The 21,932-nt window shown below is 65.2% G+C and carries 19 protein-coding genes; 7 read left to right on the forward strand and 12 right to left on the reverse strand.

What is annotated here, in order from left to right; translation table 11 throughout:
• Positions 1-11: 11 nt before the first annotated feature.
• From ACEN8U_RS24840 to ACEN8U_RS24880, 9 genes are all read right to left on the reverse strand, one after another.
• On the reverse strand, positions 12-1,247 hold the full coding sequence (locus tag ACEN8U_RS24840; protein WP_309583249.1) for an aspartate aminotransferase family protein: 1,236 nt from the start codon (positions 1,245-1,247) through the stop codon (positions 12-14).
• Between the two features lie 130 nt (positions 1,248-1,377).
• Positions 1,378-2,427: a GlxA family transcriptional regulator gene (locus ACEN8U_RS24845; RefSeq protein WP_013587961.1), complete on the reverse strand. Its 1,050-nt coding sequence runs from the start codon at positions 2,425-2,427 to the stop codon at positions 1,378-1,380.
• Positions 2,428-2,457: 30 nt separating this feature from the next.
• Positions 2,458-3,249 (reverse strand): ABC transporter ATP-binding protein, encoded by a 792-nt coding sequence (locus ACEN8U_RS24850; RefSeq protein ID WP_310110547.1) that lies wholly within the window; start codon positions 3,247-3,249, stop codon positions 2,458-2,460.
• Between the two features lie 77 nt (positions 3,250-3,326).
• Positions 3,327-4,040: an ABC transporter permease gene (locus ACEN8U_RS24855; RefSeq protein WP_013587959.1), complete on the reverse strand. Its 714-nt coding sequence runs from the start codon at positions 4,038-4,040 to the stop codon at positions 3,327-3,329.
• A 4-nt stretch (positions 4,041-4,044) separates the two neighbouring features.
• A complete protein-coding gene (locus ACEN8U_RS24860; RefSeq protein ID WP_028361041.1) occupies positions 4,045-4,734 on the reverse strand; it encodes an ABC transporter permease in 690 nt (229 codons plus the stop codon).
• 338 nt (positions 4,735-5,072) lie between these two features.
• Positions 5,073-6,026: a patatin-like phospholipase family protein gene (locus ACEN8U_RS24865; RefSeq protein ID WP_310110546.1), complete on the reverse strand. Its 954-nt coding sequence runs from the start codon at positions 6,024-6,026 to the stop codon at positions 5,073-5,075.
• A gap of 31 nt (positions 6,027-6,057) precedes the next feature.
• Positions 6,058-6,609, reverse strand: a complete 552-nt coding sequence (gene bamE, locus ACEN8U_RS24870; protein WP_310110544.1) for an outer membrane protein assembly factor BamE — start codon at positions 6,607-6,609, stop codon at positions 6,058-6,060.
• Positions 6,610-7,263: 654 nt separating this feature from the next.
• Positions 7,264-8,865 carry a rhodanese-related sulfurtransferase gene (locus ACEN8U_RS24875; RefSeq protein ID WP_310110543.1) on the reverse strand — a complete coding sequence of 534 codons (1,602 nt, stop codon included), beginning with the start codon at positions 8,863-8,865 and terminating at the stop codon, positions 7,264-7,266.
• A complete protein-coding gene (locus tag ACEN8U_RS24880) occupies positions 8,862-9,209 on the reverse strand; it encodes a cysteine dioxygenase (protein ID WP_310110542.1) in 348 nt (115 codons plus the stop codon). Before ACEN8U_RS24880 ends, ACEN8U_RS24875 begins: the two co-directional genes overlap by 4 nt.
• A 428-nt stretch (positions 9,210-9,637) precedes the next feature.
• On the opposite strand from ACEN8U_RS24880, the gene ACEN8U_RS24885 reads away from it, so the two are divergent.
• The gene (locus ACEN8U_RS24885) at positions 9,638-10,633 is read left to right on the forward strand and encodes an LLM class flavin-dependent oxidoreductase (RefSeq protein ID WP_310110540.1); all 996 of its coding nucleotides are present in this window, start codon (positions 9,638-9,640) and stop codon (positions 10,631-10,633) included.
• Positions 10,634-10,732: 99 nt separating this feature from the next.
• Here ACEN8U_RS24885 and ACEN8U_RS24890 read toward each other — a convergent pair whose 3' ends face one another.
• Entirely contained in the window at positions 10,733-11,947 is a 1,215-nt protein-coding gene (locus ACEN8U_RS24890) for an alpha/beta fold hydrolase (protein WP_413657740.1), read from the reverse strand.
• Positions 11,948-12,588: 641 nt separating this feature from the next.
• Between ACEN8U_RS24890 and glgC the strand changes: the two genes are divergently transcribed.
• From glgC to ACEN8U_RS24915, 5 genes are all read left to right on the forward strand, one after another.
• Positions 12,589-13,854, forward strand: coding sequence for a glucose-1-phosphate adenylyltransferase (glgC, locus tag ACEN8U_RS24895; protein WP_013587951.1), 1,266 nt, complete (start codon positions 12,589-12,591; stop codon positions 13,852-13,854).
• A gap of 60 nt (positions 13,855-13,914) precedes the next feature.
• Positions 13,915-15,375, forward strand: coding sequence for a glycogen synthase GlgA (glgA, locus tag ACEN8U_RS24900; protein WP_310110539.1), 1,461 nt, complete (start codon positions 13,915-13,917; stop codon positions 15,373-15,375).
• A gap of 217 nt (positions 15,376-15,592) precedes the next feature.
• Complete coding sequence (pdxY, locus tag ACEN8U_RS24905; RefSeq protein WP_013587949.1) at positions 15,593-16,459, forward strand: pyridoxal kinase PdxY; 867 nt, start codon at positions 15,593-15,595, stop codon at positions 16,457-16,459.
• Between the two features lie 149 nt (positions 16,460-16,608).
• Positions 16,609-17,070: a hypothetical protein gene (locus ACEN8U_RS24910; protein ID WP_013339733.1), complete on the forward strand. Its 462-nt coding sequence runs from the start codon at positions 16,609-16,611 to the stop codon at positions 17,068-17,070.
• Between the two features lie 476 nt (positions 17,071-17,546).
• Positions 17,547-18,698, forward strand: a complete 1,152-nt coding sequence (locus ACEN8U_RS24915) for a branched-chain amino acid ABC transporter substrate-binding protein (RefSeq protein ID WP_310110538.1) — start codon at positions 17,547-17,549, stop codon at positions 18,696-18,698.
• 87 nt (positions 18,699-18,785) lie between these two features.
• On the opposite strand, the gene ACEN8U_RS24920 is transcribed toward ACEN8U_RS24915, so the two are convergent.
• Both ACEN8U_RS24920 and ACEN8U_RS24925 read right to left on the reverse strand, forming a co-directional pair.
• Positions 18,786-20,705 carry a DUF3857 and transglutaminase domain-containing protein gene (locus tag ACEN8U_RS24920; RefSeq protein ID WP_310110536.1) on the reverse strand — a complete coding sequence of 640 codons (1,920 nt, stop codon included), beginning with the start codon at positions 20,703-20,705 and terminating at the stop codon, positions 18,786-18,788.
• 52 nt (positions 20,706-20,757) lie between these two features.
• A complete protein-coding gene (locus ACEN8U_RS24925) occupies positions 20,758-21,423 on the reverse strand; it encodes a hypothetical protein (RefSeq protein WP_310110535.1) in 666 nt (221 codons plus the stop codon).
• 317 nt (positions 21,424-21,740) lie between these two features.
• Here ACEN8U_RS24925 and ACEN8U_RS24930 point away from each other — a divergent pair, with 317 nt between their 5' ends.
• Entirely contained in the window at positions 21,741-21,878 is a 138-nt protein-coding gene (locus ACEN8U_RS24930) for a hypothetical protein (RefSeq protein ID WP_013587945.1), read from the forward strand.
• Positions 21,879-21,932 lie beyond the last annotated feature (54 nt).

A 21,932-nucleotide genomic window follows, 5' to 3' on the forward strand; every position in this document is an offset into this window, starting at 1 on the left:
TTTGGGGCCGCTTATTTCGACGTCGCTTCGGCCTTTGCGCCGATCACTTCGGCGATGGCTTTGGCGAGCCGCTCGAAGCCCTCGTTCATGTCGTCGAGCGGCATGATCAGGGACGGCACGAAGCGCAGCACGTCCGGTCCCGCCATCAGCATGATCACGCCGTGCTGGCCGGCGGCCGTGACGAAATCTTTTGCGCGACCCTTGTAAGCGTCCGTCAGTTCGGCGCCGATCAGCAAGCCCTTGCCGCGCACTTCCTTGAAGAGGCCGAAGCGTTCATTGAGCTTCGCCAGGTGGCCTTTCAGCACGTCGCTGCGGGTGCGCACGCCTTCCAGAAGCTTCGGATCGCTGACGAGTTCGACCACCTTCTCCGCGATGGCCGAGCCGAGCGGGTTGCCGCCGTAGGTCGTGCCGTGCACACCGACCTTGAAATGCGCGGCCAGTTCGTTCGTGGTCAGCATGGCGCCGATCGGGAAGCCGTTGCCGAGCGCCTTTGCGGTGGTGAGAATGTCCGGCGTGACGCCGGTGTCCTGGTACGCGTAGAAGTAGCCGCTACGGCCGACGCCTGTTTGGACTTCGTCGAAAATGAGCAGCGCGTCGTGCTGGTCGCACGCTTCGCGCAGCGCCTTGAGGAACGCCGGATCGGCCGGAATCACCCCGCCCTCGCCCTGGATCGGCTCGACGATGACCGCGCAGGTTTTCGCGCCGATGGCCCGTTTCGCGGCCTCGATGTCGTTGTACGGCAAATGAACGATGCCTTGCGGCACCGGCCCGAAGCCTTCCGAATACTTCGACTGGCCGCCCACGCTGACGGTGAAGAACGTGCGGCCATGAAACGACTGCGTGAAGGAGACGATTTCGAATTTGTCGGCTCCATGGCGATCGAACGCGACGCGGCGCGCGAGCTTGAGCGCGGCTTCGTTCGCTTCGGCACCGGAGTTCGCAAAGAACGCGCGGTCGGCGAACGTGAGATCTTCCAGACGTTTGGCCAGACGCAGCACCGGCTCGTTCGTGTAGCCATTGCCGATGTGCCACAGTTTGCCGCCCTGCTCGTGCAAAACTTTCAGCAGTTCGGGATGCGCATGACCGAGCGCGGTGACGGCGATGCCGCCGGCGAAGTCGATATAGTCGCGGCCTTGCGTATCCCAGACGCGTGAGCCGAGACCGCGGTCCGGCACGAAGGCGGCGGGCGCGAACACCGGCACCATGACTTCGTCGAAGGTCTTGCGTGTCACTGTCAGGTCGTTCATGGCAAATCCTCGTTACAGGTGAGAGGTAATACACGTAGTGTAGGAAACCGTGCGCGCGGCGTCTTGCGCATAGGCGACGTTTTCTGTGGGGTTTCATCGTCACGCGCGCAACGGCGACGTGTCGCGCCATTCAATCCGCGAAATCCGGCCGCTCGATCAACGCGCCCGCGCGCGGCTCGCTCGCCGCCGCGCCGCTTGCGCCCGTCTGGCGGTCGATCCAGTTGCGGCGATCCTCGCGCGGCGTCACCCCGAAGCGCTCGCGGTAGGCATTCGAGAAATGCGCCGCCGACGAAAACCCGCAAGCGAGGCTGATCTGCACGACCGACTTGCTCGTGCGCTGCAATTGCGTGCGCGCTTTGGAAAGCCGCAGACCCAGATAGTATTTGGACGGCATGGAGCCGAGATACTGGCGAAACAGGCGCTCCAGTTGCCGCCGGGAGACGCCGACGAGCCCCGCGATTTCGTCCGTCGTGAGCGGGTCTTCGATATTCGCTTCCATCAGCAGCAATGCATCGTTCAGGCGCGGATGGCGCTCGCCCGGCGCGGTCACGAACGGAATGCGTTGACGCTCCTCCCCGGCGCGCAATACGCCCACGCCGAGCGTGTCCGCGATACGGTCCGCGAGTTCCGGGCCGTGCTCGCGGCCGATCATCGCGAGCATGAAGTCGACGGTGGCCTGACCGCCCGCGCAGGTCGCGCGATCGCGGTCGATTTCGAAAATCTGCTGGGTGACGATGGAGCGCTCGAACTGCTCGGCGAACTGCTGATACGTCTCCCAGTTGACGCTCACGCGATAGCCGGACAATTGCCCCGCCATCGCAAGCCACCACACGCCGTGGTGGATGCCGGTGACGAGCGGCGTGCGTTGCCCGACCCGCGCGAGGCTCGCGAGAAAGAGCCGGTAGTCGGCAAATTGCTGAAACCGTTCGGTGACGACAATCAGCCAGTCGCATGCAATCGCGTCGCCGAACGCGGCGTCGGCAGGCCATTGCGCGCCGCCCGCGAGCGGCACCGCGCGGCCGTCCCACGAGCAGACCTGCACGCGGTACAGCGCGCGGCCGTCGATTTCATTGGCCAGATTCAGCGCGTCGACAATCGGCCCGACGCCCGACATCGACACAGGCGGCAATGCGACGATTGCGACCTGCGTGGTGCGGGCGGGACTGGACGTGCGGGCCATCGGTTGACGTAGGACGCTGCGCGCGGCGCGTTATTTGAGGCTGCCGGAGAGGAACTGCTTGAGCCGCTCGCTGCGCGGCGCGCTCAATACATCGGCGGGCAGGCCCTCTTCTTCCGTGCGGCCCTGATGCAGGAACATCACATGGTTCGACACGTTGCGCGCAAAGCCCATTTCATGCGTGACGACGATCATGGTGCGCCCTTCTTCCGCGAGCTTCTGCATGACTTTCAGCACTTCGCCGACGAGTTCCGGGTCGAGCGCGGAAGTCGGCTCGTCGAACAGCATCACATCGGGGTTCATCGCGAGGGCGCGGGCAATCGCCACACGCTGCTGCTGCCCGCCCGACAGATGCGACGGATACTGCTTTTCGACGCGCGGCGCGAGGCCCACCTTCTCCAGATATTCGCGCGCCCGGTCTTCCGCTTCGCGGCGCGGCACACCGAGCACGTGAATGGGCGCCTCGACGACGTTCTCGATCACATTCATATGCGCCCACAAATTGAAGTGCTGAAACACCATCGCGAGCTTCGTGCGAATGCGCTGCAACTGCTTGTGATCGGCGACTTCGAGATTGCCGCCGCGATCGGTCTTCGTCTTGACCGCTTCGCCGTCGACGACGATCTGCCCCGCGTTCGGCCGCTCCAGAAAATTGATGCAGCGCAGGAAGGTGCTCTTGCCCGAGCCGCTCGCGCCGATGATGCTGATCACGTCGCCCTTGTTCGCATTCAGCGACACGCCCTTGAGCACTTCGTTATCGCCATAGCGCTTGTGAATGTCCTGCACGGCGAGCTTGCAAGCCTGGGTTTGCGTGGTATGGAGCAAGATGCTCTCCCTTTCAAAATACGGATCAACGTGCGACGGCGCGCGTTTGTGCGCCGCCTGCTGCGAACACGGCGCGCTCAGTGCGTGCGCACCGCCAGATAACCAAGCCAGTGACGCTCCGCGCGGCGGAACAGCGCGACGAGCGCGAACGACACCACAAGGTAAATCAGCGCCGCGAGGCCGAATGCGTCGAACGACTGATAGGTCGCCGAATTCGCGTCGCGCGCCACCTTCAAGATATCCGGCACCGTGGCCGTGAACGCGACCGTGGTGGCATGCAGCATCAGGATCACTTCGTTACTGTACAACGGCAACGCGCGGCGCAGCGCGGACGGTATCACAATGCGGCGGTACATCGTGAACCAGCTCATGCCATAGGCACGCGCCGCTTCCACTTCGCCGTGCGACGTAGAGCGGATGGCACCGGCGAAGATCTCGGTGGTGTACGCACAGGTGTTCAGCGCGAACGCGAGAATCGCACAGTGAAAACCGCTGCGGAAAAACGCGTCCAGCAGTTGGTGCGAGCGCACGAATTCCAGGCTGTACATGCCGGTATAGATCAGCAGCAGTTGCACGTACAGCGGCGTGCCGCGAAACACATAGGTATAAAGACGCACCGGCGTCGAAAGCCAGCGTTTTTTCGACACGCGCGCCACCGCGAGCGGAATCGCAAGACAGAAACCGATGCCGACGGAGGCCACCAGCAGCCACAGCGTCACCGCGAGCCCGGACATGCGCTGGCCGTCCCAGTAGAGAAACGCGCGCCAGAATTCGTTGAGAATCTCGATCATGGTCTTAAAGCTCCGCGTGCCGCACGCCGATCGAATAGCGGCGTTCCAGCCAGATCAGCGCAAGGTTCGAAACGGTCGTCAGCGCGAGATAAATGAGCGCCGCGATCAGGATGAAGAAGAACATGTTGAAGGTGCTTTTGCCCGCGTCCTGCGCGGCCTTGACGACATCCGCGAGACCGATGATCGACACGAGCGCCGTCGCTTTCACGAGCACCTGCCAGTTGTTGCCGATGCCGGGCAGCGCGAAACGCATCATCTGCGGAAAGAGAATGCGCGCGAACACGCGCGCGCCGCTCATGCCGTAGGCGCTGCCCGCTTCGAGCTGGCCGCGCGGCACGGCGAGGAACGCGCCGCGAAACGTCTCGGTAAAGTACGCGCCGTAAATGAAGCCGAGCGTCAGCACGCCGGCCACGAACGGGTCAATGTCGAACTGCGGCAGATCGAGCGCGTCAGTCAGATTATTGACCGCGATCTGGATGCTGTAGAACAGCAGCAGCATCAGCACGAGGTCGGGCACCGAGCGGATCAAGGTCGTGTAGCCGGTGGCGAGCGCGCGCAACGGCCGGTTAAGGGACAGTTTTGCCGCCGCGCCCGCCAGCCCGAGCAGCACGGCGGCCGCGAGCGACAGGACCGACAGCTCGACGGTCTGGATCGTGCCGGCCAGCAACACCGGACCAAAGCCGTATAGCACCACGCGTGTCTCCATCCAGGTTCGTTTGAGGGTGCCCGGATGCAGCCGGCTCATGCCACCCCGGCTCATCAGGCATGGCGCGGAGTCTCGCAAGCGAAAATTAAATTCTCAAAGGCGGGCGCGAAGTTTGCTGCGTTGCAACAAGCGACTCATGAGGCGCGGTGCAGCCTGCAGCGCCTGATGTTGCGGGGCCTCCCGGCAAGCCATACCAGGCGCGCCGGGCATGCCCGGCAGCGATTTCGCAAGTTTGAGGTCGCTTTTTCGATAGACGGCGCGCCCTTCGCTCAACTGAAGCGGCGCGCGAGAAGCGCAGCCGGACCCAGGCCGGCGCGCCGTTGCGACTACTCCATGCCGAGCCGCGCGCGAATGGCGGGCAGCATGTGTTCGACCGCCGCGCGCCCTTCCTCGATGGCCGGCGCCGCGCGATGAAAGTCGAAAATGCCCATGCCGCCAAGGCGCGGCTGGATCAGGATGTCCGCGGGCTCGCCCGCAAGGCGGCTACGCGTGATCCGCACCTGCATGATGTCGATGCTTTGCGCGATCGAACTCAACATAGACGGCACGCGGGCGCTGGGCGCGGGCGGCACGCGTACGTCGTCGGTGACGCGCTCCTCGGCCGGCGCGAGCCAGCGCGGCCACGGCTTGCCGTTACGGCGCAGCGAAACGGGCGTCGGCGCGTTCGGATCGAGGGCGGGCGTGTCCACCACCGCGCCGCCGAAATCGCGTCCGTTGAGAATGTCGTTGTTCAGATCCACCGCGATCACGCAGTCCGCCCGCATGCCGCGCGCGACCGATACCGGCACCGGATTGCTCAGGCCGCCGTCGACGAGCCATACGCCGTTGTGCCACACCGGCGTGAAAATGCCGGGAATCGCAATCGACGCGCGCACGGCGTCGACCACACTGCCGTCCTGCAGCCAGCTTTCGCGGCCCGTGTCGAGTTCGGTCGCCACCGCCGCGAACGGCATGTTCAGCTGCGCGATGGACCGGCCGTTGAATTTGTCGGCGAACAGCTGGATCACCTTGCGCCCGCCGAGCAAGCCGCCCGACAGGCGCAGATCGAGCAGGCGCACGACTGTCTGCCACGTGAGCCGCGACACCCACTCTTCCAGCCAGTCGAGATCGCCGTTCGCATAGACGGCGCCGACCAGCGCGCCGATCGAGGTCCCGCAGACCACGTCGGGCTTGATGCCCGCGTCGTGCAGCGCGCGAATCGCGCCGATATGCGCCCAGCCGCGTGCCGCGCCGCCTCCCAACACCAGCCCGATACGGCTGTATCGACGTCGACGTATCATGATGCCCCCGTCTTTCTGTTTTTCGTTGCTTCTAGCGCCCGCGCACGACGTCCGAACGCGACGTTGTGTACACCTGGTGATTCTCGTCGAAGTGCACGTTGAAAATGCCTTCTTCCGTCACGCCGCCTTCGCGCCACTTCCAGCTCCACACCGTCTCCGGCTTGAGCGGAAATACCGCGACCTCGCCCGGTTTGCCGAGCAGCCGCCGCACCTCGTCTTCCGTCATGCCGATGCGGATCTTGCCGAAATTCGCCGCGGTCAACACCTGCGTGATGGATTGCAGTTTACCGTCACGGTCAATATCCACCATGTACGTATTCAAACCTTGCGGACCACGTGGATATTCGAAGCGTTTGGAACCGTCGGTATAGGTGCGTTCGGTTTCGGGCTTGCCCATCTGCTCGCGGATCTGCGCTTCGGTCGTGACGCCGGGCGTCATGTTCTTGAGCAGTAGTGCGTCGGGCTTCACGGCGTTGAACAGGTCCTTGATTTTTTGCACGGCGCGCTCGCTCTGTTGGTCGTCGCACGCGGTGAGCGCGATGCACGCGACCAGCATGGCGACAATAGGCAGTTTCAGGCTCACAGCGAATTTCCTGTAGCGATGCGGGCGCGAATGCCTGCATCGTCGTGTAGTGATTCCCCACAGAACTTGCCTGGGGGCGCGCTACAGGATAACCGCGCGGGGCGAAAACCGCGAGCGCACGCGCCACCTGCCACATCGCGGCGATATGGGCCATGCGGGCAGAAAAGGCCGCATATAACGGGGTTTTTCGACGCCGAAGCGCTCTGCGCGCGATTTATTGCAAACAGCAACAGACGCAACAGAAAGCAAAAAGGCGACGCTGTGCAAAGCGTCGCCCATGCGAGGCGGCATTCAAGCCGTGCTAACGGCAGGTACGGTCAGTACGCCAGAAGAAGTTTGACAGGCCGGGCGGCCTGCAGGCGGGACGACGCGCAGCGGTCCCGTTCCGGCGCGGCGATGAACGACCTTGGCCGCTCACCTCGCGCCATCGCCGGAAATGACGAACCGCTGCTTGTCCGGTCGCCCTGGTCCCCTCATTAAGCCTTCCAAGTGACGTTAATCTAACGGGATCGGCGGCTTTAGACGAGAGCGCGTTTACACCGAATTGGCAGAGGATTTCGCCGCGCGCCGCGCAGTACAGTGCAAATCCAGCGCGAGCTCCGTGCAACTTCAGCGAGATTGCGTGGCGGCCTGCAACTCCAACGGCAACCGCCGTCAGATCACATGGAATCCATGCGTGCCGTCACGGGCGAGCTGCGCAACCAGTCCGTATTCCCACTCCAGATACGCGTTCATCGCCTCACGCGCGTTATCCGTGCCTTCATAAGGACGGCGGTAGCGGTCGATGCGCGGCGACGCCAGCCGCGTCTCGCCGCTTTCCACCGGCAGCCCCGCTTCGACCCACGCCGCGGTGCCGCCTGTCAGCACCTGCACGGGCTTGCCTGTGAGCGCCGCCACTTCGGGCGCGGCAAAGCGCGCGAGCAGGCTGCTGCCGCATGTGAGCACATAGCGGCGCGCGTCAGGCAGCTTGTGCAACGCCGTCTCTAACTGGCTGCGGATCGCGAACCACGCGCCGGGAATGTGGCGCTTCACATAGTTCGCGCTGCTGGTGAGATCGAGTACCACCGTGCCCGGCGATTGAAGCAGCGCGGCCAGCTCGGCCGGCGAGATTTCATCCGCGTCGGGTGGCTGCGGCGCAAAGCGCGCCGCCGGCGCCGCGCCTTTTTCCGCGAAGTCGGCGGCAGTCAAGCCGTCCACCACATACACCTCGATGTTCATTTGCGCGAGCCACGACGCCGTCATGTTCGCGCGCACGCCGTCGCTGTCCGCGAGGATCACACGCGCCCCGCGCACCGGCGCGAACATCTCCGTTTCCTGCACGAGCTGGCCGCCGGGCGCGGAGCGAAAGCCCGGCACATGGCCCGCTTCGTATTCCTCCGGCGTGCGCACGTCGAAGCGATAGACGGTGCGCACCGCTTCGTCGGCCCAGCGGCGCGCTTCGTCGCGCGACGTGCGGCCCACTTTGGCGCGGTCGGCGACGGAGCGCGCGCCGTCGGCGGCGACAAGACGCAGCGCGTCGTCGACGACCGGGTCCGGCCGGCGCGAGCTGCCGTGCGCGAGCGGCTGCCCCGCGAGCGTCCAGCCGATTGTGCCGTTGCGCAGCGCGGCGACCGGGTTCGGTACGCCTGCATTGATCAGCGACTGCGCGCCGATGATGCTGCGCGTGCGTCCCGCGCAATTGACGATGATCCGCGTCGCCGGGTCGGGCGCGAGCTCGCGCGCGCGCAGCACCAGTTCCGCGCCCGGCACGCTGATGCTGCCGGGAATGTTCATGGTCTGATATTCGTCGAAACGGCGCGCGTCGAGCACGATCACGTTCTCTTCGCGATCGAGCAGCGCCTGCACCTGCTGCGCCGGCAGCGACGGCGTATGGCGCACGCTTTCCACCAGTTCGCCGAACGCCTTGCTCGGCACATTGACGTCCTGGAACAACTCGCCGCCGGCCTTGCGCCAGCCTTGCAAGCCGCCTTCGAGCAAGGCGACGTCGGTATAGCCGAGGCTCTCGAAGCGCTCGGCGGCGCGCTCCGCGAGCCCCTCGCCGTCGTCGAGCACGACGATCGGCACGTCGCGGCGCGGCAGGCGCACCGGCGCGTCCAGTTCGAGCCGCGAAAGCGGCAGATTCGCGGCAAAGAGCGGATGACTGCGCGCGTGCGGATCTTCCTCGCGAACATCGACGAACGCGGTTTCCTCGCGTTCGAGCAGTGCGCGGCGCACGTCTGCATAAGACCGGGTACGAAAATCTTTCACGAAAGTCATGAGATCGGGGACTCCTTCGACACATTCCAGATGTTCGGCAACACGTCGTTCGAGTAGCCGGACACACACTGTTTGCGGCCGGCGCTGCCCGGATACACCGAACGGCCAGGCGCGCCGATACTTCCACCGTACACGTGAATGCTCATCGACGTACGGTCACCAAATGCATTGCCCGCGCGATGAATATCGCCGACGCGCGGCGACACGGCATCCACGGCACCGGCGACGAGGCGCTTCGGAGCGCCCGCTTCGATGACTTCGCCACCGGCCGCGACACGGTAACGCTGCGCAATTTCCGCGCCACGCAACCGGCCGATCAAGGCCCACACCGGGTGGTGATGCACCGGCGTCGCCGGATCTCGTCCCTATACGAAGCTCATAATCCAAAAGCGCTGCCGCGAGTCCGCGTGCAACAGGTACTTTCGAAAGATCGGCGCGCGCGACGCCTCATGCACTGTCAGCGAGCGTGCTTACGCCGCAGCGGTCCACAACGGTGCAGCCTCGAAACGGTGCTCAAGTGCCGGCTCAGCGAGATGCACCGTGCGGCAGAGGCGTTCACGGTAGCAGTGCAACATGCGGCTGTTAAATATCGATCAGCCATATCTATATCGAACTTGCATGGAACGGTGTGGCTCCCGGTGTCCATGGTGCACGCCAACTCCGCATAAACCTTGCCGCAAACGTGGACATGCCGGCGTCGCCAGCAGAAAGCCGGGAGCTTTGCGAGAATGCGCCATCGCGTGAAAGCGCCAGAAACAGCAAGCGAACAGCAATGATCCCCTTTTCGGTCCTCGACCTCTCGCCCGTCATCGCGGGCGCCACGCCAGCGGATGCCTTCAGGAATACGCTCGATCTCGCGCAGCACGCGGAACGCTGGAATTACCGGCGCTTCTGGCTCGCCGAGCATCACAACATGACGGGCATTGCGAGCGCGGCGACCTCGGTCGTGATTGGCTATGTGGCGGGCGGCACAAAGACGATCCGCGTCGGTTCCGGAGGCGTCATGCTGCCCAATCATGCGCCGCTCGTGATCGCCGAACAGTTCGGCACGCTCGAATCGCTTTATCCCGGCCGTATCGACCTGGGGCTCGGACGCGCGCCGGGCACAGATCAAACCACGGCTCGCGCGCTGCGCCGCGATCTGCAGAACAGCGCGGACTCGTTCCCCGACGACGTCGTCGAATTGCAGCGTTATTTCGCCGCTCCGGTCGTGGGCCAGCGCATTCGCGCCGTGCCCGGCGCGGGCCTCCATGTGCCGCTCTGGCTGCTCGGTTCGTCGCTCTTCAGCGCGCAGCTTGCGGCGGCGCTCGGCTTGCCGTTTGCGTTCGCTTCGCATTTCGCGCCGGACTACCTGCTGACGGCGTTGCAGGTATATCGCTCGCAATTCCGTCCTTCGGAGACGCTCGATAAGCCCTATGCGATGGTCGGCGTGAACCTCTTCGCAGCCGAAACCAACGAGGAGGCGCGACGCCTTTTCACGTCGCTTCAGCAGCAGTTCATCAACTTGCGACGCGGCATACCCGGGCAGTTGCAGCCGCCGGTGGAGCACTTGGCCGCTTCGGAAGCGGAGCTGAATTCGGTCGCGCATTCACTCGCTTGCACGGCGATCGGCGATCGCGATGCGGTACGCGAGGGCTTGAAGTCGATCATCGCGCAGACGGGCGCCGACGAGTTGATGCTGACAGCACAGATCTACGACCACAAGGCGCGGCTGCGCTCGTTTGAAATCGGGGCGGAGATTCGCGAGGAACTCGCGGGCGCGCAGTAAAGCACCGCTCGCAAAAAAGGCAGCGCATGCCATGTGCCGCCCTTCTTCGGCTCATCGGATCGGGGCTGCCGGAGCCCCTTCCCTTCACGTTTGGCGAACTCAGCGATCTGCCGCCACGGCCGCCAGTCCGTCGAGAAGCGCCTTGTGAAACGCTTCGGGGTCCTGCATTTGCGGTGCATGACCGAGATCGGCGAATTCGACGAGCGTCGCATGCGGGATCGCTTTCGCCGCGGCCCTGCCCAGCTCCGGATAGTGGCCGATCTTCGCGCGCACCTCCGGTGAGGCGGCATCCTTGCCAATTGCGGTGGTGTCCTTCTGGCCGATCAGGAGCAGCGTGGGCATGCTCAACTGGCCGAACTCATAGACGACCGGCTGCGTATAGATCATGTCGTAAAGCAGCGCGGAATTCCACGCGACGATCTGCTTGCCCGGCCCCCGGTACAGGCCCGCGAGCATCTGCACCCACGGTTCGTAGTCCGCGCGCCATTGGCCGGCGTAATAGGTCGACTGCTCGTAGCGGCGAATGCCGTCGGCACTCGTCTTCAATTCTCGCCGATACCAATCGTCCACCGACAGCGACGGCACGCCCTTCGCCTTCCAGTCCTCGAGCCCGATCGGATTGACGAGCACCAGCTGCTGCGTGTCGCGCGGATACATCAGCGCGTAACGCACGGCGAGCATGCCGCCGGTCGAATGGCCGATGATGGTCGCCTCCTTCACGCCGAGCGACTCGAGCAGCGCATGCGTATTACGCGCCAGTTGCTGAAAACTGTACTGATAGTGCTCGGGCTTGCTCGACTTGCAAAAGCCGATCTGGTCCGGTGCGACCACGCGATACCCCGCTTCGCTGAGCCGCTGGATGGTCCCCTGCCATGTCGCCGCGCAAAAATTCTTGCCGTGCAGAAGCACTGCCGTACGGCCGTTCGCGTGCGCCGGTTTGATGTCCATATAGGCCATGTGCAGCGCAACGCCTTGCGACGTGAACGGGTATTGGCCGACCGGCGCGGGATAGGTGAAGCCCTGCAATTCTGCGCCGTAGGCCGGGCCGGCGTTGGCGTTGGCGTTGGCGTTGGCGTTGGCGTTGGTGGCGGCCGGCGCGGCGGCCTCGGCTGTGCCGCTGGCGGCCGCGCTTGACACGGGGACCGCCGGTTGAGCCGGCGAGCCCGCTTCCGGCGCTTCCGGCGAAGCGGCAAGCGCGTTGGGCAGCGTAAACAACGCGGCCACACTAAGCGTGACTAGCGATGAAAGACGGCGAAAGCTGATGGGCATTGTCTGCGCAAAGAGTCGGGAAAGGATGCGGATGGGCAGCGGCATGCGCACATCGAAAACCCGCCGTACGCGGGGGCCGGCCCGCCGCCCGGTCGCAACCGATTCTACGACGCCCGCCGCGAGCACGCAGCGACGCGTGCAAAGCCGCGAAAGCGACCACAGCGGCGGCGAAGGTGCCGAAAGCAGCCGCGAAAGCAGCGCCCAAACCAGACGCCAAAACGGCCGCCGTGCGCCGTGCGATGCATGCGGGGGGCGCAAAAGGACGCACCACCACGGCCACGCGCCGTATGGCCACTCACCCGCACGCCCGGTGGCACGCATATTGCGCGCCGAAGCTCGCCCGCTTTGTGTCGTGGCGCACGGAGGGCCGGCGCGAGAGGGCCGATCGTTCGCAGTTGAGTGCACAGACGGCTTGCGGCCAACAAACGTCGCCCGCGCGAGCCGATTCAGTGCTAGAACTACGGGACGGGCTCGTCAGCGCAGCGGGCCCGCAAGTTCAGTCAATGCAGAAGCGGGCGACCGGCAGCATCGGGGAAAGTAAAGCAGCATCCATTGCAGGCACCACGGACAAGGTACATGTAACCGGCGCAGGCGCCACCAAAACGCCGACGCCGGCCGACCACGGTACAACTGTATGGGACCGCCGTAGGCGCTAAAGCGCCAACGGCGGTCGACAGGAGACGAACATGCATACTCCGGCACGGCTGAACGATCTGCAACGCACCACCCTCGCCATCGTGCTCGCCGGCGGCCGCGGCACGCGGCTCGGGCCGCTCACCAACAAGCGCGTCAAACCGGCGGTCCATTTCGGCGGCAAATTCCGGATCATCGACTTCGCGCTGTCCAATTGTCTGAACTCGGGCATCCGCCGCATTGCCGTCGTGACCCAATACAAGGCGCACTCGCTGCTGCGCCATCTGCAGCGCGGCTGGGGGTTCCTGCGTGGCGAGTTCGGGGAATTCATCGACCTGTGGCCCGCTCAACAGCGCGTGGAAGGCGCGCACTGGTATCGCGGCACGGCCGACGCGGTGTTCCAGAACCTCGACATCATCCGTTCGATCCGGCCGAAATACGTGGTCGTGCTGGCGGGCGATCACATCTACAAGATGGATTACACGCGCATGATCGCGGACCACGCCGAGAACGGCGCGGATTGCACGGTCGGCTGCATCGAGGTGCCGCGCATGGACGCGGTCGCGTTCGGGGTAATGGCCGTGGACGAAAACCGCCGCGTCACCGGCTTCGTCGAAAAGCCGGCCGACCCGCCGTCGATCCCGGGCCGCCCGGACACCGCCCTCGCGAGCATGGGCATTTACGTATTCAACGCCGACTACCTGTATTCGCTGCTCGAGGAAAACATCTCCAGCGTGGATACCGACCACGACTTCGGCAAGGACATCCTGCCGCGCGTCGTGACGCAAGGCACGGCGATCGCGCATCCGTTCAGCATGTCGTGCGTGTCGTCGGATCCGAACGTCGAGCCGTACTGGCGCGACGTCGGCACCATCGACGCCTATTGGGCCGCCAATCTCGACCTCGCCTCGACCATCCCGACGCTCGACCTGTACGACCGCAGCTGGCCCATCTGGACCTACCAGGAGCAGCTGCCGCCCGCCAAGTTCGTGCGCGACATGAAGGGCCTGCAAGGCTCCGGCAACAATCTGATCGTATGTGGCGGCTGCGTGATCTCGGGTTCGCAGATTTCGCGCTCGGTGTTGTCGTCGAACGTCAAGGTGAGTTCGTTCTGTAACATCAATGAGGCAGTCTTGCTGCCGCAGGTCACCGTCGGCGCGAGTTGCCGCCTGCAGAAAGTGGTCGTGGACCGGGGTTGTGCGATTCCCGACGGAACGGTGATCGGCGAAGATCCGGTGCGCGACGCCGAGCGTTTTTACCGCACCGACGACGGCGTCGTGCTCGTCACGCCCGAGTCGCTGCGGCAGGACGTGAAGTAATCGCGCGCGCCGCCCGCGAGCCTGCACCGTCGACAGCATTCAAGGAATGAGACCGAGCCTATGACGATTCGCGCCCTCCACGTCGCCAGCGAGCTGTATCCCCTCCTGAAAACGGGCGGTCTCGCCGACGTCGCGGGCGCGCTGCCCGCCGCGCTCGTCGAGCGCGGCGCCGACGTCCGCGTGCTGTTGCCGGGCTTTCCGGCCGTCGCCGCCGGTTTGCACGACGTGCGCCCCGTCGCGCAGCTAGGCCGCCGCTTTGATGCGCCGGGCGTCACGCTGGAACAGGGCACGCTGCCGTCGAACGGACTCGTCGTCTACATGATTCGCGCGGCCACGCTATACGACCGGCCGGGTAACCCGTATCTGAACGACGAACTCGTGCCCTATGGCGACAACGCGCAGCGCTTCGCGCTGCTCGGCTGGGTCGCCGCGCAGTTCGCGCAGCAGCTCGATCCGGCATGGTCGCCGCAGATCGTCCACGCGCACGACTGGCACGCCGGGCTCGCCGCCGCCTATCTGAAGGCGGCCGAACGGCAGCAGGGCCGCGCGCCCGCGCGCAGCGTCTTCACGGTGCACAACCTCGCGTATCAGGGTGTGTTTCCCGCGCAGCAGTTCGGCCAGCTCGGCCTGCCGGACGATTTCTTCAGCATGCAGGGCGTCGAATTCTACGGACAACTGTCGTTCCTGAAGGCGGGGCTCTACTACAGCGACCGCATCACGACCGTGAGCCCGACTTACGCCCGTGAAATCCAGACGCTCGCGCAAGGCGGCGGCCTGGACGGTTTGTTGCGCAGCCGTGCCCACGACCTGAGCGGCATTCTGAATGGCGTCGACTACACGGTGTGGAGCCCCGCGAACGACGCGCTCCTCGAGCACCGCTACACCGCGACGCGCCTCGCCGGCAAGCTCGCGTGCAAGGAGGCCTTGCAAAAACGCTTTGGTCTCGCGCAGAAAAGCGATGCGTTGCTGTTCGGCGTAGTGAGCCGCCTGACCGAGCAGAAGGGCCTCGACCTGCTGCTCGAAACGGTGCCGGAGATCGTCAAACGCGGTGGCCAGCTCGTCGTGTTCGGCACCGGCGACCCGGCGCTGGAAAATGGCCTGAAGCGGGTCGCGCAGACGCATCCGGAGTCCGTGGCGGTGGAACTCGGCTTCGACGAACAGCTCGCGCATACCATCATCGCGGGCAGCGACGTGGTGGCCGTGCCTTCCCGCTTCGAGCCGTGCGGCCTCACGCAGCTGTACGCGCTCGCGTACGGGTCGCTCCCGCTCGTGCATTGCGTGGGCGGACTTGCGGACACCGTGGTGGATGCATCGCTTGAAAATCTCGCCGAGGATCTCGCCACCGGATTCGTCTTCGACGATTTCACGCCGCGCAGCCTGACGGCCGCCATCCGCCGCGCCTTCGCGCTGCAGGACCGGCGCACCGAATGGAAAGGGGCGCAACGGCGCGCGATGCGCCAGGACTTCGGCTGGGGCGCGTCGGCGGAGCGCTATCTGGCGCTCTATCGCGAGCTCATCTGAGCCCTTTGAGGTGATGGTTCGGCGCAACAGCGCGGGGACGGATCACCTGCCTTGCGGCAAACTCATGTATTGTTTCCTGACGATGCAGACCGTGCATTGTTCTTGCAACGTGTGAAGCAGCCTTGCGCGCGAGGTGGCCGGCTCATGCCGAGGCGCCCTCGCCGCGCATCCCTCCCGTTTTCACCTGTCGCGCACGTCCGCCTGCGCGAGCCATACCATGACGAAGAACGTTCTGAGCATTCAGTCACATGTCGTTTTCGGGCACGCGGGCAATAGCGCGGCGGTGTTCCCGATGCGTCGGCTTGGCGTGAACGTGTGGCCGCTGAACACGGTGCAGTTCTCGAATCACACGCAGTACGGCCACTGGACCGGCACGGCGATCGACGCCGCGCAGATGGAAGAGCTCGCCGAAGGCATCGGCGCAATCGGCATGCTGCCGCGCTGCGACGCCGTGCTGTCCGGCTACCTCGGCACGCCGGAGCACGCGCAGTCGGTGCTCGAAATCGTCAAGGCCGTGAAGGCCGCGAACCCGCGCGCCTGGTACTTCTGCGACCCGGTGATGGGCGCCGCGAGCAGTTGCAAGCCGGAACCCGGCATCCAGGAGTTTCTCGTCAACACCATGCCGGAAATGGCCGACGCGATGGCGCCGAATCACACCGAGTTGCAGCGCCTCGTGGGCCGCGAAATCGAAACGCTGGAGGAAGCGGTCACCGCCTGCCGCGAGATCATTGCGCGCGGACCGAAGCTCGTGCTGGTCAAACATCTGCTGGATCGCAACAGTCCCGCGGACCGCTTCAACATGCTGGTCGTCACCGAACGCGAGGCGTGGATGGGCCAGCGCCCGCTCTATCCGTTCGCGCGCCAGCCGGTCGGCGTGGGCGATCTGACGAGCGCGGTGTTCGTCGCGCGCACGCTGCTCGGCGATACGATCCGCGCCGCCTTCGAGCACACGCTCGCCGCCGTCAACGCGGTCGTCAAGACGACCTGGCAAGCCGGGCGCTACGAACTGGAACTGGTGGCCGCGCAAAACGAAATCGCCCAACCGCGCGAATGGTTCGACGCGTGGGTGGCCGAGACGGCTTAGCGGCACGATCCGGCGCGGTCCGTCGCCGCCGTTGCGCCGCCCGGAACCTCGCGGGCCGCGCGGCCGTCCTATAATGCGTGCCGCGCGCGAGGCAAGCGCCTCGCGCGGCCACTTTCCCAGGCATCCGGCATTCAGCAGACGAGGCATCGATGGACGGTTATATCCGCAGCGAGCGGGAAGAGTATTTTGAGCAGTTGTGCATGAGCGTCGACGCCGACGAGGTGCACGAACAGGAAGCCATCGAGTTCTTCGAGAACCAGTTCGACCAGCCGGACTTCGATCCCGCGCAGTGGCTCGATATCGCGTTGTACTACTCGCCGGCGGTCGCGCGCGGCATCATCGACATGGTGACGCCCGACGACAAGGCACGCAGCAACATCGCCGAGGTGATCGCGGACAACCTCGACATTTCGTACGGCGAGGACGAGTGCCAGCAGTTTGCCGAAACCATCGAATTCGCGCTGAACAACGGCGTGCCGGTGGACCTCGATCTGGTGCTCGACGGCTGCCAGCGCGCGATCGACGATCTCGACACCTGGGCCGACGAGGAAACGAAGGCGCCGCTGCTGCGTCTGCGCGAAGAAGTGCTGCGTCAGCAAGGCGAGCGCTAAAACCCGTGAGCCTCGTTGGCTGGCTCCGCGCGCAGGCATGGCCTCGCGCGTGGTTTCGTGCTCCTCGCTAAGGCGCCGCAGACTCCCGACATACGCGGGCATCGTGTCCGCGCCTCTCTCCTCGCCGTGTCTCCCGCACCGGCTCCAGCCCCCTCTTTGCAACGCCTAGCTTAGCCGCCTGTCGAGCGCATGTGCGCCGATCCGCATTCGCCCGCGAGGAAACGGCACAGCGCCTGCACCCCGGCGCGGCGCCTATGCCGAAATGCTCACGAGAGGCGCCGCGAACTGCCAAGACGACCCGATATTGGCTTCCTATATTCGCGCCACATGACCGGCGTGCGCATCACATCGCAGTGGTTCCGGCAGCGTCGATCGCGAGCCTTCGTGCCCGCGTGAAAACGCTTGCCTGTCGAACGCCCGACCGCGTCATCACCTTGCTGCTTTCATCACTTGAACTGTCGAAGTAAGGAGAGACCATGAGTCACCGCAACACGCTCAAACCGCTTGCTCTGTTCGTTGGCGCCGCGTTCGCCGTCGCGCCGCTCTGCAGTTTCGCCGACGACCTGCCGGTCAGGATCGGCTTCGCCGCGCCGATGACAGGCGCCAACGCCGGCTACGGCAAGGACCTGGAAAACGGCGTGCGGCTTGCCATCGAGGAAGCCAACGCGCAGAAGATCAGAATCGGCGACAAGCTCGCGCAATTCCAGATCGTCTCGCAGGACGACCAGGCGGACCCGCGCGTCGGCGTCCAGGTCGCGCAGAAACTGGTGGACTCGGGCGTCTCCGTAGTGGTCGGCCATTTCAACTCGGGCACGACGATTCCTGCCTCGCAGGTCTACGAGCAGGCCGGCATTCCCGTGATCGACCCCGCGGCGACCAACCCGATCATCACCGGCCGCGGCTTCGCCAACACCTTCATGGTGATTTCCACCGACGCGCAAAACGCCGGCAACGCGGGCGTCTACGCGGTGCAGGTGACGAAGGCAAAGCGCATCGCGATCATCGACGACCGCACCGCCTTCGGCCAGGGCGAGGCCGACGAATTCGAGAAGGCCGTGAAAGCGCACGGCGGCACGATCGTCGCGCGCGAGTACACCGACAACCACGCGGTCGACTTCAGCACGCAGATCACCCGGATCAAGGCGGCGAACGCGGATCTGATCTTCTTCGGCGGGCTCGACACGCAGGCGGCCGGCTTCGCGCGGCGCATGAAGCAGCTCGGCGTGACGGCGCAACTGGTGGGCGGCGGCGGCGTCGAAGATCCGGAGTTCATCAAGCTGGCCGGCGACGCAGCCGAAGGCGTGATGGCCTGGGAATACGGCCGTCCGCTCGCGCAACTGCCGGGCGGCAAGGACTTCTCGGCGAAGTTCAAGAAGCGCTTCGGCGGCGAAATCCTGTCGTATGCACCGTTCGGCTACGACGGCGCATGGGCCGCGATCAAGGCCATGCAGCAGGCCAAATCGACGTCGCCTAATGACTACCGCCCCATGCTCAAATCGATCGACTTCGAAGGCGTGACCGGCAAGATTTCGTTCGACAGCACCGGCGCGCTGAAAAGCGGCGCATCGACGCTTTATCAGGTGAAGAACGGCGCCTGGGTGCCCGTTGTGACGAAGAGCGGGACTTGAGCTTGGCCTGATTGTGGTTTGATTGGGCACTGAGGGGCCACTCAGGTGGCCGCCAAGGTGGCCGCCGGGCATCACAGCTGAGCGCGGCTAACTGGCGCCCGCGGCCTCGTGCGGCCGCGCGGCCTTGACGACGATTGGCGCGTCCAGGTCTCGCTCGATCCGCACAAGGCCGTCCTTCATCGCCGCGAACTCCTCTGCGGAGCACATCTGGTGGCCGAAGGCGGCACGAAGCTGGCGCCGGATCTGCAGCACACGCGCCGCCGGGTCGAATACATAGCGCGACGAGAACGTGACGAAGCGGTTCTGCACGTCGGTATCGGCGGGGATGTCGGTGATCTCCGCAAAACGCGGCAGCGTGATTTCCAGCGTCTCGTCGAAGTTCCCGCCGATACACGCCCACGGCTGCGTCCGCACCGGTTCCGCGAGCCATGCCTGCACCTGCGAGCCCATGCCGCCGGAGAAGCTCGTCAGCGTCGGCACGGCGCTCGTGCCGTCTGTCCAGACGAAGTGTTCCACCTTGCCCTGCATCGATGTCGCGAACGGTCCGTCGGTTGCCGCGACGTCGCCGGTCTGCAATTGCGCGCTGCCATGCAGGCCCGTTTGCAACAGACGATTGCCGGCGATCTGCTGCGTGCGCTGGCGCGACGCGCGTCGAAAGATATTGCGCTCGATCTCGGCGGTAAAACCCGCGTCTTCCACGCGATACGCATAGTTCGCCGTGCCGTTTTCATCGACGTCGATCTGCACGCGCGCCGTCCGCTCGCGCACTTGCGTGGCAGGCGTGCGCGAGAGCACGCCTGCGCCGACCAGCAGCACCGGCCGGTCCATCACGGCGGCCGGCAGATAGCCGAAGCCGACGCCGCCCGCGGTCGTGTCCGCATAGAGCGATAAATCAGGAATCCAGACAATCGCGTGATTGATTGCGCTCGCGCCGTAGCCGGGCACATCGGGCAGGCTGTAGTAGGGACCGAGATTAAGCAGCACGGCCTCGCTGCGAATGCCCACGGCCGCGAGCAACGCGCTGTACAGCGCGACGTGATCCTTGCAGTCGCCATAACGATTGCGCAGGATGTCGGCTGCCTTGTGCGGAATCGCCGCGGTCTCGCCGAGGAACAGCGCCACATAGCGGATATTCATGCGCATCCAGTCATACAGAATGCGCGCCTTGTCACGCGGATCGGCGGCGCGCGCGGTGAGCGACTGCGCGAGCCGCACGATCGCCGGATCGCCGAAGGTAGCGTCGGTCGCGGGCCCGCGATAACGCGCGGCGAAAGTCGCGAAGTCGGGCACGGTCGACACCATCAGACGATCGCCCCAGTTCGCGTAGCCGACGGCGCCCGCTTCGAGCCGCGCATACGGCCCATGCGTGTAGCGGAATTCGTAACGCGTGCGGCCATTCGCCGTGACCGGCGGCAGTGCCGTATAGCCGCGCGCGTCGGCGTAAAGCGGCACGTCGGCGGGAAGATCGAAGATCAGGCGTTGATCGTCGACGGGCTCGCGCGTCGGCTCCACGAGGTAAGCGAAAGTGCCCGCCTGCAGGGGATTGGCGCGCGTTTTGCGAAACGCCAGATGCACGCGCGACCCCGGCTCGACGCCCGGAAAGATCACCGTGCGCAACACGCCGTCCTGAAAGCTCGGCGCGCCCGCCGAGCGCGGCTCCTGAATGTCGCGGATCGCTTCGGGACCGACCGGGTGTGTCGCGCCGTCGGGGTCGATCGTTTCCGCGGCGACCAGCTGCACGTGCTCGATGTCCTTGTTGAACCACACGTAACGTTGCGCGATGTCGTCGACGCCGCTCGTCGTGTTCGCACGCAGCACGCTGTCGTCGTGCTCCTCCACGGAACCGTCTTTCTGGATCGTGAAGAGATGGACGTCGCGCTCGGTGGCGTATGGCGCGCGGTCGTCGGCGGATGAGCCCGAGGCCGCATCCTCCGCTGAGGCGCCAGCCGTTGCCGCGCCCAGAACGAGCGCGGCCGCGATTCGCACGTACTTCATGCAACGCGTCATGAACACGCTTTCCCGCATGGTCCCGCGAATACACCGCCGACGGGGCCGCTCATCACTCGCTCTCGCCGAGTTGCGCAAGCAAGGCCTGCAGGCGCTCCACATGCCGCAGCAGCAAGTGACGATGCTTTTCGATCTGCTCGAGCCGCCCGGCCAGATCGGCGCCTATCGGATCGTCGAGATCGGCCGCCGCGATGACGTCCTCCACTTTCGCGCGCAACGACGCGAGTTCGACCGGCGCATGCGCGAGATGCCGCTCGAATCGCCGCACTTCCTGGACCGCAAGCTCGCGTACCTTGCGAAAATACGCCTGGCGCCGATGCGCCTCGGCGTCGAGCGTTTCGTCCTCCATCCGTTTAGCGGGCGCGCTCTGACCAAAAATCGGCTCGGGCGGCCGCAGCACGGTCTTTTTTCGCACCGGATGCGCGGTGCCGCGAAAGCGCGCGAGCGGCTCTTCGTTGTCGATCGCGGCGCGCGCGTTGGCCGGAATCTCGTCTTCGGTATGGGGCGTGTTCATCCAGCCATTCGGCAGACCGGTCACCGCTTCGATGCCGCGCACGAATTCCTCGCTGAATTCGCGCTGGCCGGACAACATCAGCTTCAGATAGCTCGCCGAGAACGTCATCATGCGTGCGAGGCGAGTCGCCGCGCCCACCTCGCGCGTGAGCAGCACGAGGTTCGCGCGCCAGACAGGGAGCAGCAATTCGTCGGAATCTTCCATCGCCGGATCTTCCATCCTGAGTCTTCCACCTTGCCCGATATACAGACGACGCTGCGGCGAGCGTCATCGTTCTGAAAGGGTAGCCGCTGCACGGCCTCGCTTGCAAGCGGCGCGGCGCGCGGCATCGCTGCGTCTATATTGGCACGCGTGACCGCAGGCCGGTCCACACGGCGTTTGCGCGCGACGCACCCACGCAATGGACACTGACGCGGCGGCGGCGTTCCTCCGCGCCGCGCGTCGATGTGGCATGCTTGCGTGCCGTGCGGCATACGTCGTGCTGCACCCGGAGTTCCACAACACTGATTAAGGGTTTTGTAATGAAGAAGATCGTCCTGGCCATTGCCGCTGCCGCCGCTGCTTTCAGCGCAATCGCTCCCGCGCAAGCCGCTCATCACCATCATCCGGTGTGCAAGAAGGTGCGCGTGCATCATCACTGGGAACGTCACTGCCGTTGATCGACGCTGATCGTCAAGTCGACGCACTGCGTAACGGCGGCCGACCCTGGCGCA

It is taken from the genome of Paraburkholderia phenoliruptrix, assembly GCF_047325075.1.
GTDB lineage: Bacteria > Pseudomonadota > Gammaproteobacteria > Burkholderiales > Burkholderiaceae > Paraburkholderia > Paraburkholderia phenoliruptrix.